The sequence below is a fragment of the Actinomadura sp. SCN-SB genome (assembly GCF_043906805.1).
Lineage (GTDB): Bacteria > Actinomycetota > Actinomycetes > Streptosporangiales > Streptosporangiaceae > Spirillospora.
On the sequence record NZ_JBIMPP010000015.1, the window covers coordinates 22,083 to 36,453 of the forward strand.

Here is a 14,371-nt window from a genome sequence, read left to right on the forward strand (position 1 = left end):
GACCGGCCAGCCCTTGACCGGCTAGCCCTTGACCAGGGTGGCCAGGCACTCGACGTGCTGGGTCATGGGGAAGGCGTCGAAGGCGCGGAAGGACTCCAGCGTCCAGCCGCGCTCGCCGAAGTAGGCCAGGTCGCGGGCCAGGGTCGCGGGGTCGCAGGAGACGTACGCGATCTTGCGGGTGGCGAGCGCGGCGATCCGCTCCACCACCTCGCGGCCCGCGCCCGCGCGGGGCGGGTCCAGGACGACGAGGTCGGCGCCGCGGACACGGCTGCCGCGATGGTGCCCGCCGCCGCGCTTGGCCTGGGTGCGCTCCGTGCCCGCCGCGACGCCGAACTCCAGGGTGGGAAGGACCTCCTCGACCTGACCGCGCTCGACCGCGGCCTGCGGAAGGTCGCGCAGGTTGTGCTTGGCGTCCCGGACGGCCTGCCCGTCGGACTCCACCCCCACCACCAGACCCTCGGGACCGACCCGTTCGGCCAGGTGGGCGGTGAACAGGCCCGCGCCGCAGTAGAGGTCGACGGCGATCTCGCCGAGCCGGGGCGCCAGGGCGTCCAGGACGGCCTCCGCCAGCAGCGGCGCCGCCCCCGGGTGCACCTGCCAGAACCCGCTGCCGCTGACCTGGAACAGCCTCCCGGAGACCTCCTCGCGCACGTACGGGACCGGGCCCTGCTGCGGCGCGCCCTTGCGGACGAGCCGTACGGGGACGTCCAGGCGCGGCACGCGGGCGTTGCGGCGGCCCTTGAGGGAGACGACGCGGTCGCCCGTGGTGGCCGACACGATGCCCTCCACGGAGGTCGCGCCGGGCCAGCGCTTGCGCTCGATGCCCATCTCCTCCACGCCGGGGTGGGCGATCAGGCACTCGTCGATCGGCTCGATGTCGTGCGAGCGGTGGCGGCGCAGGCCGATGGTGCCGTCCACGGCGGCGAACTGGACGCGGGTGCGCCAGCCGAGCCCGGGGCCCGGCCGGGCCTCCGCGTTCTCCGTGTCCCCCGTGTCCCCGGTGCCCTCGGGGAAGGGCACCTCCTCGACCGTGACCTGGCGCTTGATCCCGGCGACCCGTTCGAGCTGTTCCTCGACGACGGCGGCCTTCAGGCGGCGTTGCGCGGGCAGTGAGGCGTGCTGCCAGTCGCACCCCCCGCACCGGCCCGGACCCGCGAACGGGCACGGCGCCTGGACCCGGTCGGGGGACGCCGACAGGATCTCCACCGCGTCGGCGCGCAGGAAGTTCTTGGTGCGCTCGGTGACGCGGGCGCGGACCCGCTCGCCCGGCAGGGCGTGCCGGACGAACACCACCCGGCCCTCGTGCCTGGCCACGCAGAAGCCGCCGTTGGCGACCTTGCCGACCTCCAGGTCGAGAAGGCCGGGAGGGTCGGCGGGCTCGGGCTCTTTCCGCGGGCCGGGCGATTCAGTCACGATCCGAAACGATACCGCCGCCCGCGGGTGCTCCCTCCCGTCCGCCGTCCTGGCCGGGCAGGCCGCGCGGCGTCTCCCGGAGCGGGCGGCGCACCGCGCCCGGCCCCTCGGGCTCGGGACGGCCCTTGAGCCGGTCGGACGAGGCGAGCTGCCAGGGCACGCTGGTGACCATGACGCCGGGCAGGAACAGCAGCCGGGTCTTCAGCCGCAGGGCGCTCTGGTTGTGCAGCAGGTTCTCCCACCAGTGGCCGACCACGTACTCGGGCAGGAACACCGTCACCACGTCGCGCGGGCTCTTGCGGCGCACGCTCTTGACGTACTCCAGCACCGGCCGGGTGATCTCCCGGTACGGCGAGTCCAGGGTCTTGAGCTGGACGGGCAGGTCGAGCGCCTCCCACTCCTCGCGCAGCCGCGCCGACTCCGCCGCGTCCACCCCGACCGTGACGGCCTCCAGGGTGGACGGCCGGGTCGCCCGCGCGTAGGCCAGGGCCCGCAGGGTCGGCTTGTGCAGCTTGGACACCAGCACGATCGCGTGGTTGCGCGCGGGCAGGACCACGTCCTCGCCGGAGGGCACCAGTTCCTCGGCCACCCGGTCGTAGTGCCGCCGGATCGACTTCATGAGCAGGAACAGCAGCGGCATCGCGAGACAGACGATGTAGGCGCCGTGCGTGAACTTGGTGATCAGGACGACGACCAGCACGAACCCCGTGGTGGAGCCGCCGACGGCGTTGATCGCCCGGGAGCGCCGCATGTGCCGCCGCGCGGCCGGGTCGGTCTCGGTGGCCAGCCTGCGGTTCCAGTGCCGCACCATGCCGATCTGGCTCAGCGTGAACGAGACGAACACGCCGACGATGTAGAGCTGGATCAGCCGGGTGACCTCGGCCTGGAACGCGTACACCAGCAGGCCCGCCGCCGTGGCCAGGATGATGATGCCGTTGCTGAAGGCCAGCCGGTCGCCGCGGGTGTGGAGCTGACGCGGCAGGTAGCCGTCCCTGGCCAGGATGGACCCGAGCACGGGGAAGCCGTTGTAGGCGGTGTTGGCCGCCAGGAACAGGATCAGGGCGGTGACGCCCGCGATGTAGAGGAAGGGGAGCGAGCCGTCCCCGAACACGGCGGAGGCGACCTGGGTGAGGATCGGTTCCTGGACGTAGCCGTCCCCGACCGGCCGCCCGTCCCTCACAAGCTGCTCCGCCGGGACCTCGGCGACCCGCACGTGCGACTGGAGCGCCAGCGCGATCACGCCGCAGAACATGGTGACGGCGATGACGCCCATCATCAGCAGCGTCGTGGCGGCGTTGCGGCTCTTGGGCTTGCGGAAGGCGGGCACCCCGTTGCTGATGGCCTCCACCCCGGTCAGCGCGGCGCAGCCGGAGGAGAACGCCCGAAGCAACAGGAACAGCACGGCGAAGCCGGCCAGGTCGGTCTGCTCGGCGCGGATCTCCAGGTCGGCGGTGGGCGCGGTCAGCTCGTCCCCCAGCACGCCCAGCCGGAACAGGCCGACGACGATCATGCAGAGCACGCCGACCACGAACGCGTAGGTGGGGATGGCGAAGAACGTCCCGGACTCCCGCACCCCGCGCAGGTTGATCACGGTGAGCAGGACGATGATCGCGAGCGCGATGCCGACCCGGTTGTGCCCGATCCAGGGGATCGCCGAGCCGATGTTCTCCACGCCCGACGACACCGACACCGCCACGGTGAGGACGTAGTCCACCAGAAGGGCGCTGGCCACGGTCAGGCCGGCGTTGGGGCCGAGGTTGACGGTGGCGACCTCGTAGTCGCCTCCACCGCTGGGGTAGGCGTGCACGTTCTGCCGGTAGGAGGCCACGACCACCGCCATCAGCAGGACGATGGCCACCGCGATCCACGGGCCGAAGCTGTAAAAGGAGACGCCCGCGATCGCGAGCATCATCAGCAGCTCCTGGGGAGCGTAGGCGACCGACGACAGCGGGTCGCTGGCGAAGATCGGCAACGCGATCCGCTTGGGCAGCAATTGCTCGTGCAGCTGCGTGCTCCGCAGGGCACGGCCCAGCAGAACGCGTTTCACGAGGTCTGAAACCTTCGGCACGAACGAGACTCTAACTCCGCGGGGCGGCCGGCCGGCACGCGGCCGCCCGGTGGGCGGAACACGGGACGGCCACGGATCCCGCCCTCACCACGCGGAGCGGCCCGGCCCAGGGCTGGGTAGTACTCGCCTGGGCGGATGTGTAGTTTTGCAGCCCGGCAGGATCTTCGAGCCGGAGCGGACCCTGGGCGTCAGGGAAGGAACGGGCGTGCATATCGTGATCATGGGATGTGGCCGCGTCGGGTCGACGCTCGCCCACATCCTGGAGGACAAGGGCCATTCGGTGGCGATCATCGATCAGAACCCGGAGGCTTTCCGCCGGCTGCGCAGCGGCTTCAAGGGGCGCCGGGTCACCGGGTTCGGGTTCGACCGGGACGTGATCGTCGAGGCCGGCATCGACCACGCGTCCGCGTTCGTCGCCGTCAGCAGCGGCGACAACTCCAACATCATCTCCGCCCGGGTGGCGCGCGAGACCTTCGGCATCGAGAACGTGGTGGCGCGGATCTACGACCCCCGCCGCGCCGAGGTCTACCAGCGGCTGGGGATCCCCACGGTGGCGACCGTGCGGTGGACGGCCGACCAGATCCTGCGCCGGCTCCTGCCCGAGGGCGCCGAGCCGCTGTGGCGGGACCCGACCGGCGAGGTGGTGCTGGCCGAGCTGGACGCCGGGCGCGCCTGGGTGGGCGACAAGGTCGCCGCGCTGGAGGAGGCCGCCGGCACCCGTGTCGCCTTCATCACACGGATGGGCGAGGCCCTGGTGCCGCAGGCCGACACCGTGATCCAGGACGGCGACGTCGTCCATGTGATCGCCCACGCGGGCGAGCTGGAACGCATCAACGCCGCGGTGGCGGTGCGCACGGAGGAGGACGCCTGATGCGGATCGCGATCGCGGGGGCCGGGGCGGTGGGCCGGTCCATCGCCCAGGAGCTGCTGGAGAACGGGCACGAGGTGCTGCTCATCGACAAGAGCCCGAAGGCGATCAAGGTGGAGATGGTGCCGCGGGCCGAGTGGCTGCTGGCGGACGCCTGCGAGATCTCCTCGCTGGACGACGCCGCGCTGGAACGCTGCCAGGTGGTGGTCGCCTCCTCCGGCGACGACAAGGTCAACCTGGTGGTGTCGCTGCTGGCCAAGACCGAGTACGGGGTTCCGCGGGTGGTGGCCAGGATCAACCACCCCAAGAACGAGTGGCTGTTCAACGAGTCGTGGGGCGTGGACGTCGCGGTGTCCACGCCGCGGCTGCTGTCGGCCCTGGTCGAGGAGGCGGTCAGCGTCGGGGACCTGGTCCGGCTGATGACCTTCCGGCAGGGCGAGGCCAACCTGGTCGAGCTGACCCTGCCCGAGGACGCGCCGCTGGGCGGCGAGCGGGTCGGCTCGGTGAGCTGGCCGCGCGACACCGCGCTGGTGGCGATCCTGCGGGAGGGCCGGGTGCTGGTCCCCGCCGCCGACGACACCCTGGAGCCGGGCGACGAGCTGATGTTCGTGGCCAGCCAGGACGTGGAGGACGAACTGGCGGAGCTGCTGAGCGCCCGCTGAGAGGTCCCTTCCCGCCGCCGCCGTGTCCGGCACGGCGCGCCCCCGCTTGCGCCGTACCGGACCGGTGGGTCAGCGGAATTCCGCCAGCCTCGGCCGGACTCCCGCGAGCACCAGGCCCGCGAGCACCGCCGCTCCCACCTGCGGCATAACGTCCCAGCGCTCCAGGGCCCGGATTTCTTCCTTCATGTCGAAAGATTTTTCCCTCATCTCCGTGGGCGAGACCACGGCGTCCGGCGGCTCGTACCGCGGCACGTGCAGCATCTGGGCGCTCGCCACGAGCAGGGCCGCGGCCAGAAGGCTTCCCAGCACCAGCGGCGGGCTGATCAGGCGTCGATGGCGCCGCGCCACCGTCCACTGCAGCGCGCCGAGGACGGCCAGCAGCGCCGCGCCCAGGAACACCACGGCGTTCCGTGCCAGCGTCGCGTCGTCCCGCCGTTCCCGGTCCGTACGATCCAGGTCCCGGACGCCCGCGTCGGCGAGGCGCCGCGCCGCGGGCAGCATGCCGGACCGCATCAGGCCCGACATCGTCCGGCGGAGGTCCCAGGCCCGCCTGACCTGCCGGGCGCTCCCCCCGTCAAGGACGATCACCTGACCGGCCAGGGTCTGGTACCGGGTCAGCGCCCGGACGACCGTGTCCAGCTCGCGGCGCGCGGCGGGGCCCGCCGTGACGGCCGTGAGCCGCTGGAGCTCGGCGTTCGCCCTGGCGAGCGCGCCGTCGAAGCGGGCCAGCGCCGCACGGCGTTCCGGCGCGTTCCGCCGGCCGTCCAGGTCCAGCGCCGCCGTCAGGGCCGCGTCCAGCACCTCCAGGTGCGTGTGCAGGTCGGTGGCGAGGAGGGCCTGCGGCGCGGCACGGCCACCGGCCCGGCGCAGGTGCGTCCGGAGATCGGTCGCGGAGACCGACACGACCGCCGCGAACAGGAAGGCGATCAGGACGGCGAGGGTCGCGAGCGTGCGCAACCACACGGGAGTGGTGAGCCGGAAGCGATGCGCGGAGGTCGGTTCAGTCGGTTCAGGTAGTTCCAGCCCGGTCATCGATGTGAGGCCGTTCATGGCGGCTTCCCCTCATAGCAGGGTCTTCGGGCGTACGGAGTTGGCCAGTTCCACGAGCCGGACGCGCTCGCGTCGCATCCCCGCGAGCCTCGCCAGGGAGCGGTAGCCGCGTTCGAGGCCGCGCCGCAGGTCCCGTTCGGTCCGCGGGGTGCCCAGAAGGGGCGGCCCGGCCTGCGCGTGCGCGACCTGCTGTTCCAGCGCCGTCTCCAGGATCAGGACGGTCAGCCGCGCCCGTCGCTCCGGTTCGAGGTCGAGCCGTTCCAGGCGGCCGGCGGCCCTGGCGAGCTCGCGGTGGGTCACGTCGGCCGGATCGCGCCCCGCCAGCGCGGCGACGATCGCGGCGACCTGCGCGTCGGCGTGCGCGGGCGAGGAGGCCGGAACGGACGCCAGCACCTCCCCGGCGCCCTTCCGGTCACCGAGCGCCAGCCGGGCCCTGGCCAGCCCGAACGCCGCCCCCTCCCAGCGCCGGTCGGTGCGCCAGACGCGCAGCAGGTGGCGCGCGGCGGCGCGGTGGTCACCGCGCAGCTCCGCGCACAGGCCGAGGGCCAGTTGGGGCGCCGCCTCGCCCGGCAGCAGCGCGTACACGCGGTCGAAATGGCGGGCGGCCTCGTCCACCTCGCCCCGCGCGAGCGCGCAGATCCCGAGGTACCAGTGGGTCCACCAGTCCTTGGGGCCGCCCTCCAGTACCACCCGTGCGGCCTCGTGATCACCGGCCTCGATCCGTGCGCCCGCCTCCCTGACCCGCCGCCCGCCGTCCGCATTTGGATCGTCCAGGACGGGCGCGGGCAGCCCCTCGGCGACCTCGGCCGCCCAGGGACGGGCCGCGGTGGGCAGGTCGGCGACGCCGGTGAACCGCGCCGAGACCGACGGGCGGGGCCTGCCGTCCTCGGACGCCAGGACCTCCCGCAGCACGCCGATGAGCTGCTCGGCCATCTCGGCGGCCGAGGTGAAGCGCTCGGCCGGATCGGGGTGCGCCGCCCGGCGCAGCAGCCGGTCGTAGGACTCGTGCCGCGCGAGGACCGCCACCCGCTCGCGCTCGGGCAGCGACTCGGCGTACCGGCCGGTGAACCCGGTGAACTCGAAGCTGAGCACCGCCATCGCGCGCGCGACGGTGTAGAGGTCGGACCCGACGGACGGCCCCTGCTGGGCGATCTCCGGGGCCTGGTAGCCGACCGTCCCGTACACGGGGCCGTCCGGGTCGTCGGCGCGGCGCACCCCGCCCAGGTCGATCAGCCGCAGCGCGTCACCGGAGTGGATGGCGTTGTCCGGTTTGAAGTCGCAGTACAGCAGGCCCAGCCCGTGCAGGTGGTCCAGCGCGCGCAGCGCCTCAAGGCCGTAGGCCAGGACGTGCGTCAGCGGGGGCGACTCCCCGGCCCGCCGCCGCTCCAGCACGATCTCCTTCAGCGACCGGCCGCCGACGTACTCCATGACGATGTACTCGGCGCCGAAGTGCCGCACCACGTTGTAGATGCGGACGATCGCGGGATGGTCGACCGCGGCTAGGTGCCGGCGCTCGGCCTCGGCCACCGCGGGCAGGTCCGGGTCCCCGGACCCGATCATGCCCTTGAGCACCACGAAGCGGCCGGAGACCTCGCGGTCCCTGGCCAGGTGGACCCAGCCGGTGCCGCCGTGCGCCAGGCAGCCCACGACCTCGTACTGCGCGGCCACCACCTCGCCGGGACGCAGCGCGGGCTCGAACGAGAAGCGCGTCCCGCAACCGGAGCAGTAGCCGCGGACGCGGCCGGGACGGCCGTCGCGGGCGCGCCCGACCGGCGCGTCGCAGCGGCCGCAGAAGCGCCGGTGCTCGGGGACGACGGGGTCGGCCAGCACGGCCGAGACCGGGTCGCGGTACGGGACGGGCGGGATCTCGACCAGACCCGCCCCGAGAGTGCCGGTGAAAACCGAACGAAGGTCATGCGAGATCATCGGGGGCCTCCTGGCGGCGCGGACAACGTCCTCGCCGACCAGGCTTCCCGGCACACCTAGGCGCAGATTACCGTCGCTTTACCCACGAGAAAAGGTAAAACCTGGCATTCCGGGCCGCCGGGCCGCTCAGGCGGTGGCGCCCGGCCGCGGCTCCAGGGGCGTGCGGCCGCGGGCCAGCACCCAGACCATCGTCGCCAGCGCGGCGACCTGCAACGGCCAGCCCATCGCGATCTTGGCGACGCCGAGCAGCCCGCTCTGGTCGCCTTCGGCCAGGTAGACCGGGTACTGGACGGCCACCCGCAGCACGCACGGCGCCAGCAGGATCCAGGTCAGCCTGGAGCACAGCCGCAGGATGCCCGGATCGGAGCGCCAGCCGGTCGGGTCCCCGGTGACCGTGCCGATGAGGAAGCCGACCACCGGCCAGCGCGTCACGATCGACAGCAGCATGCCCGCGCCGTACGCGGCGTTCAGCAGGATGCCGGGGACGAACGCGTCCTCGGCCCGGCCGGAGCGCATCGCGAAGAACGCGGCGATGGCGATGCCGAGCAGGCTGTTGAGGACGAACTGCGGGTTGGAGCGCTGCGCCAGCCGGACCAGGAGCAGCAGCACGGCCGCGCCGATGCCCGCGTACACCGCCGTCCTGACCTGGTCGGTGATCACATAGGTGGCGGTGAAGCCGATCGTCGGCACCGCGGCCTCCACCATGCCGCGCACGCCGCCGAGGGCCTTGGACAGCTGGGCCCGCACCGCCGCCTCGACCGTGTCGTGCGCGCTGCCCCGCCCGGACCCTTGCGGCTCGGCGGCGCCGGTCGTTCCGGATCGCTCCGCGGCCCCGTCCGGGTCGGCGAAATCAGAGGCCTTGAAGTCGAGGGCGTCGCCCAAGACCTTCTCGACGTCCTCGGGCCGCACCTCCTCGGGCGGATGATCGGCCCGCGCGTCATCGGGACGCGCGTCGTCGGCCGGCGTGTCATCGGCAGGCAGGGGCTCGGCGGTTCGCCCGGTGTCCCGGGCGGTCGGCCCGTCGCTCATCGGTGGCACTGCGTCGTCCCCTGCTCGGATCGGGTCGGTCAGGTCGTCCTCTTGCTCATGAGCCGGTCACGAGCCGCCGCGCAGCTCGTACCGTGGATTGAACATGACCTTGCGGCCGTCCTGCACGCTCACCAGCCCTTCGGCGAGCAACCGGCGCCCCGGGTCGATTCCGGCGATCTTACGCCGGCCGAGCCAGACCAGGTTGATCACGTCGGTGCCGTCGTAGAGCTCGGCCTCCAGGGCGGGGGCCCCGCCCCGGGGCCGCAGGGTCACGGTCCGTAGCGTACCGGCTACGCGGTGGCGCTTGCGCTCGCCGCAGTCGGTGATCGGCGTGGCCCCCTCGGCGCCGCAGGTCTTCCGCAGATCCTCGGCTTCGAGCTCTTCCCTGGTGGAGGCCATGCGCCGCAGGAAGCGCCGCAGACCACCGCGGCCGCGGCCCTCCGCCGGCCCCGCGGGGCCGCGCTCCGGAGCCGTCCCGGCCGGCATGTCGTCCATGCTCGAAACTTTAAGCCATCCCATCCCACACCGAACCCGCCACCCGGCGATGAAGAGCCTGATAGACCGTTAAATCCTTGCATCGGTTCTCCGTCACCGAAAAGAGACCGACCACCATCGCGACACGGCCCCGGACGGGCACCGGGACCGGCTACCTTGTCACCGAATATCACTCTGCGTAAGCGAACCCCCACGCGGGGGAGGGAACGGCACTGGCAACGGGGGTGCGATGCTGCGACGCGCGTACTGGTCGGTCCCTGTCATGGTCCTGGTGGTCATGGGCGGCGCGGGCTGCGCGGGGGACGAACGCGGGCACAAGAGGGCCGCGCCCAGGCCCCCGGCGATCCAGGTCATCCCGGCGAACGGCACGCCGGACGCCCGCCCGGACCGTCCCGTCGTCGTCACCGCGGAACGCGGCACCCTCCATCAGGTCGTCGTGCGGGAGGATCCACGCGCGCACCTGCGTCCCAAGGGCACTCTCCCGCTCCCAGGCCGCTTCTCCGAGGACAGGCGTACCTGGCGCGCTCTCGGGACGCTGCGCCCTCACACGGCCTACACGGTGACCGCCACGGGTACGGGGCCGGGCGGCGAGCGCACCTGGCACGCGAGCCGCTTCACCACGCTCAGGCCCCGGGCCACGTTCGCGGTCGCCGACGTGACGCCTCGCCCTGGAGAGGTGGTCGGCGTGGGCATGCCGCTCATCGTCACCTTCGACCGTCCCATCGCCCGCCGTGCCGCGGTGGAACGGAGCCTGGAGGTGCGCATGTCGCGTCCCGTGACGGGCGCCTGGAACTGGACGACCGCGCAGCAGGTGGTGTTCCGTCCCCGCCGCTACTGGCCCACCGGCCAGCGCGTCACGCTCCTGGCCCGCACCACCGGGGTACGCGCCGCACCAGGGGTGTACGGGACGTCCGATCACACGTCCAGGTTCCGGGTGGGGACGCGCCGCGTCAGCACGGTGGACGTGCGGAGGCACGTGATGTCCGTCGAGGAGAACGGAGTCCTCGTCAACACCGCTCCCATCAGCGCCGGCAAGGGCGGGCGGCGCGCCTACGTCACCACGAGCGGCGTTCACCTCGCCATGGGAAAGTACGACCCGGTCATCATGACGTCGGCCTGGATGGGCGTGACCGACCGCGACGACCCGCGCTACTACAAGAAGACGGTCCGGCACGCGGTGCAGATCTCGGGCACGGGCGAGTACGTTCACGCGGCGCCGTGGTCGGTCGCATCCCAGGGGCGGGCGAACGTGAGCCACGGGTGCGTCAACGCCTCCCCCACGTTCGCGCAGTGGTTCTACGCGCGGACGCAACGCGGCGACATCGTCAAGGTGACCGGTACGGATCGCCCGCTGGAGCCCTTCAACGGGTGGGGGTACTGGCAGATGCCGTGGGAGAGGTGGGTGAAGGGCGGCGCGCTGAACCGTCCCGTCCTGCCACGCGAGCACGACCCCTGACCGGAGGCCCGCTCTCCTACGCCTGACTCGCGCTCGGCCGGGCCCGTCCGCGCAGGAACGGCACGCGAGTGCGGGCGACCGCCAGGAAGTACCCCATCTCCGGCACCCTGAGCAGCCGCGCCGCCGCCACGTACAGCAGCCCGCCGCCGATCCCGCCCACGGCCATCGCCAGGAGCCCCGGCAGCCGGTCCCCCGGCAGCCGCCCGAACCCCCACACGCACGCGACACCGAACAGGGCTCCCGGCAGCGCGGCCAGGTAGAGCAGCGTGAGCGTGCGCAGGATCCGCCGCCCGTCCATGCCGCCCAGCCTCCGGCGCAGCACCAGCGTCGCCCCGGCCGTCCCGACCAGGTAGAACAGCCCGTACGCCACCGGCAGCCAGAACACCACGTTCTGCGGCGGCAGCAGCCACAGCAGCGCGAACGCGACGGCGACCTGCACGATCCCGGCCGGGATCGCCAGCACCCCCGGCATCCGGGTGTCGCCCAGCGCGTAGAAGACCCGCATCTGGAGCTGGAACAGCGTGAACGGGATCACCATCACGGCGAACACCATCAGCACCATGCCGATCCTGCGCGCGTCGGCGGGCTCGGTGCTGCCGTACGCGAACAGGATGATCGCCCCGGGGATCGCGAACACCAGCATCGCCGCCGACAGCGGCACCAGCAGCACCGACGACAGCCGCAGCCCCCGCGAGAAGTCGGCGCGCAGCAGGTCGCGGCGCCCGTCGGCGACATGGGCGCTCATCCGCGGCAGCAGCGCCGTGATCACCGAGACGGCGATGATCGCGTACGGGAGCTGGAACACCACCTCGGCGAACTTGTACGCCGCGATCCCCGCGGCGTCCTCCCCCGCCTCGCTGGCGGCGCGCTCGCCCGCGCGGGTCGCCACGTTCGCCGTCGCCAGCAGCCCGGCCTGCGCCACCAGGATGTAGACCAGCATCCACAGCGCCGCCCTCGCCGCCTCACCGATCCCGGATCCACGCAGGTCGAGCCGGGGACGCCAGCGGAACCCGGCCCGCCACAGCGACCAGGCGAGCAGCAGGCTCTGCACCACGGTCCCGGCCGCCGACCCGAGCGCCAGCACCGACAGTTGCGTGTCGGTGACCGAGTCCAGCCCGCGATCCACCCCGGCGATCGCCAGGAACGCCAGTCCCGCCCCGATCGTGATGAGGTTGTTGACGATCGGCGCCCACATCGGCGCGCCGAACCGCTCCCGGACGTTCAGCAGGGTCCCCGCCACCCCGCTGAGCCCGATGAACAGGATCTGGATCAGCAGCAGCCTGGACAGCAGCACGGCGATCTCGCGCTGGCGCCCCTGGTAGTCGCCCGCGTACAGGGAGACCAGCCAGTCGGCGGCCAGCACCGCCACCACGGTCAGCACGAGCAGGCCCGCCATCACCGCCGTGAACAGCCGCTGCTCGGTCGCCTCGCCTCCGTCCGCGTCCCACTTGCGCCGCTTCACCAGGAACGGGACGAACACGCTGGACAGCAGGCCGCCCAGCAGCAGCGCGTACACGGTGAACGGGATCATGTCGGCGATCTGGTAGGCGTCGCCCAGCAGGCCGACCCCCAGCGCCGCGCTCAGCACGGTCGTCCGCAGGAACCCGGTGGCGCGGGAGAACACCGTCCCGATCGCCATCACCAGGCTGGACCGCGCCACCCCCGGCCGCGGCGCCCGCGCCGCGCGGGCGGCCCGCGCCGCGGCCCGCAGCTCGTCCCGCTCGGCCCCGGGCCGGTCGGCGATGCCCGGATCCCCGACGTCCCCGGGATCCCGCAGCGTCACCAGCCCGGTCTCGGGCTCGGTGGGCGCCTCGACCTGCTCGGCCTCGTCCAGGACCGCGGGCATCACCGGCTCGCGGTCCCACTTCATCTGGCCTGGATCCCGTCGCACGCCCTCGGGGACCGGCCGCTCCGGCTCCCAGTTAACCCGACCCACACGAGGACCCTACGCGCTCATCCCCGGGGCTTGGACCCCTCACGGGCGAGCGCGTGCGCGGATGCGGGCCTCACGTTCGCCGCCTCGATGGCCCGGGACGTCGGCCGGGCGGAGCCGATGGCGATGGCCGCGGGACGGCGCGTTAAGGTCGCCCAGAACGGTCACCCGGGTACCGATCGGAGAGTTCGTGCAGGCCACCATCGCGATCGCGGTGTTCGTCATCGCCTACGTGGTGATCGCTTCGGAGAAGGTGCACCGGACGAAGGTGGCGCTGGCCGGCGCGGCGGCGATGCTGCTGCTCCACATCACCGACGCCGAGGCGGCCTTCTACGCCGAGGACACCGGTGTCGACTGGAACGTCGTCTTCCTGCTGCTCGGCATGATGGTGATCGTCTCGGTGCTCCGGCGGACCGGGGTGTTCGAGTACGTGGCGATCTGGGCGGCCAAACGCTCCCGCGGCCGCCCGTACCGGCTGATGGTGATGCTGGTGGTCATCACGGCGGTGGCGTCGGCCCTGCTGGACAACGTCACCACCGTCCTGCTGGTCGCGCCCGTCACCTTCCTGGTCTGCGAACGGCTTGGGCTGGACGTCGTCCCGTATCTGATCGCGGAGGTGATGGCGTCCAACATCGGCGGCACCGCCACCCTGGTCGGCGATCCGCCCAACATCATCATCGCCGGCCGCGGCGGGCTGACGTTCAACGACTTCCTGGTCCACCTGGCGCCGCTGGTCGTGCTGCTGGTGGCGGCGTTCTGCCTGCTGTGCCGATGGCTGTTCCGCCACGCCTTCCGGTACGACGGGGACCGCGCCGCCGAGGTGATGGCGCTGGAGGAACGGGAGGCGATCACCGACCGGCGGCTGCTCGTCCAGGGCCTGGCGGTGCTGGCCGTCGTGATCGCCGCGTTCGTGCTGCACCCGGTGCTGCGCTACGAGCCGTCGGTGGTGGCGCTGCTGGGCGCCGGGCTGCTGGTGGCCGCCACCAAGGTCACCACCGAGGAGGCGCTGGAGGAGGTGGAGTGGTCCACGCTGGTGTTCTTCGCCGGGCTGTTCGTGATGGTCGGCGGGCTGGTCGAGACCGGGGTGATCGGCGCGATCTCCGAGGGCGCCGCCGACGCGACGCGGGGACGCCCGGAGTTCGCCACCATGCTGCTGCTGTGGGGCTCGGCCGGGCTGTCGGCGATCGTGGACAACATCCCCTACGTCGCGACCATGAGCCCCATCGTGGCCGACCTCGTCCAGGTGCCCGGGACGGGCGGGCAGGTGCTGTGGTGGGCGCTGGCCCTGGGCGCCGACCTGGGCGGCAACGCCACCGCCATCGGCGCCAGCGCCAACGTGGTGGTGCTCGGCATCGCCGCGCGCAACGGAGCGCCCATCAGCTTCTGGCGGTTCACCAAGTACGGGCTGGTGGTCACCGTGGCCATGGTCGCGCTGGCCACCCCGTACCTGTGGTTGCGCTACCTGCTCTGA

11 protein-coding genes are annotated in these 14,371 nt (G+C 72.7%); 4 read left to right on the forward strand and 7 right to left on the reverse strand.

Annotated elements, in window-relative coordinates:
• Nucleotides 1-21: 21 nt before the first annotated feature.
• Entirely contained in the window at nucleotides 22-1,413 is a 1,392-nt protein-coding gene (locus ACGWYJ_RS12510; protein WP_395106076.1) for a class I SAM-dependent RNA methyltransferase, read from the reverse strand.
• Nucleotides 1,406-3,481: an APC family permease gene (locus ACGWYJ_RS12515; protein ID WP_395106077.1), complete on the reverse strand. Its 2,076-nt coding sequence runs from the start codon at nucleotides 3,479-3,481 to the stop codon at nucleotides 1,406-1,408. Before ACGWYJ_RS12515 ends, ACGWYJ_RS12510 begins: the two co-directional genes overlap by 8 nt.
• A 205-nt stretch (nucleotides 3,482-3,686) precedes the next feature.
• Between ACGWYJ_RS12515 and ACGWYJ_RS12520 the strand changes: the two genes are divergently transcribed.
• Nucleotides 3,687-4,352, forward strand: coding sequence for a potassium channel family protein (locus tag ACGWYJ_RS12520; RefSeq protein ID WP_395106078.1), 666 nt, complete (start codon nucleotides 3,687-3,689; stop codon nucleotides 4,350-4,352).
• Nucleotides 4,352-5,011 carry a potassium channel family protein gene (locus ACGWYJ_RS12525; RefSeq protein ID WP_395106079.1) on the forward strand — a complete coding sequence of 220 codons (660 nt, stop codon included), beginning with the start codon at nucleotides 4,352-4,354 and terminating at the stop codon, nucleotides 5,009-5,011. The genes ACGWYJ_RS12520 and ACGWYJ_RS12525 overlap by 1 nt, the downstream gene beginning before the upstream one ends.
• A gap of 69 nt (nucleotides 5,012-5,080) precedes the next feature.
• On the opposite strand, the gene ACGWYJ_RS12530 is transcribed toward ACGWYJ_RS12525, so the two are convergent.
• The 4 genes from ACGWYJ_RS12530 to ACGWYJ_RS12545 all read right to left on the reverse strand — a co-directional run bounded on the left by ACGWYJ_RS12530 (nucleotide 5,081) and on the right by ACGWYJ_RS12545 (nucleotide 9,511).
• Nucleotides 5,081-6,061: a hypothetical protein gene (locus ACGWYJ_RS12530; RefSeq protein WP_395106080.1), complete on the reverse strand. Its 981-nt coding sequence runs from the start codon at nucleotides 6,059-6,061 to the stop codon at nucleotides 5,081-5,083.
• Between the two features lie 12 nt (nucleotides 6,062-6,073).
• Nucleotides 6,074-7,987 carry a tetratricopeptide repeat protein gene (locus ACGWYJ_RS12535; protein ID WP_395106081.1) on the reverse strand — a complete coding sequence of 638 codons (1,914 nt, stop codon included), beginning with the start codon at nucleotides 7,985-7,987 and terminating at the stop codon, nucleotides 6,074-6,076.
• Nucleotides 7,988-8,113: 126 nt separating this feature from the next.
• Entirely contained in the window at nucleotides 8,114-8,734 is a 621-nt protein-coding gene (locus ACGWYJ_RS12540; RefSeq protein WP_395106169.1) for a DUF3159 domain-containing protein, read from the reverse strand.
• Between the two features lie 348 nt (nucleotides 8,735-9,082).
• A complete protein-coding gene (locus ACGWYJ_RS12545) occupies nucleotides 9,083-9,511 on the reverse strand; it encodes an OB-fold nucleic acid binding domain-containing protein (RefSeq protein ID WP_395106082.1) in 429 nt (142 codons plus the stop codon).
• A 229-nt stretch (nucleotides 9,512-9,740) separates the two neighbouring features.
• Between ACGWYJ_RS12545 and ACGWYJ_RS12550 the strand changes: the two genes are divergently transcribed.
• On the forward strand, nucleotides 9,741-10,967 hold the full coding sequence (locus ACGWYJ_RS12550; RefSeq protein ID WP_395106083.1) for an Ig-like domain-containing protein: 1,227 nt from the start codon (nucleotides 9,741-9,743) through the stop codon (nucleotides 10,965-10,967).
• A 16-nt stretch (nucleotides 10,968-10,983) separates the two neighbouring features.
• Here ACGWYJ_RS12550 and murJ read toward each other — a convergent pair whose 3' ends face one another.
• Nucleotides 10,984-12,837, reverse strand: a complete 1,854-nt coding sequence (gene murJ, locus ACGWYJ_RS12555) for a murein biosynthesis integral membrane protein MurJ (protein WP_395106084.1) — start codon at nucleotides 12,835-12,837, stop codon at nucleotides 10,984-10,986.
• Nucleotides 12,838-13,090: 253 nt separating this feature from the next.
• Between murJ and ACGWYJ_RS12560 the strand changes: the two genes are divergently transcribed.
• On the forward strand, nucleotides 13,091-14,371 hold the full coding sequence (locus ACGWYJ_RS12560) for an ArsB/NhaD family transporter (protein ID WP_395106085.1): 1,281 nt from the start codon (nucleotides 13,091-13,093) through the stop codon (nucleotides 14,369-14,371).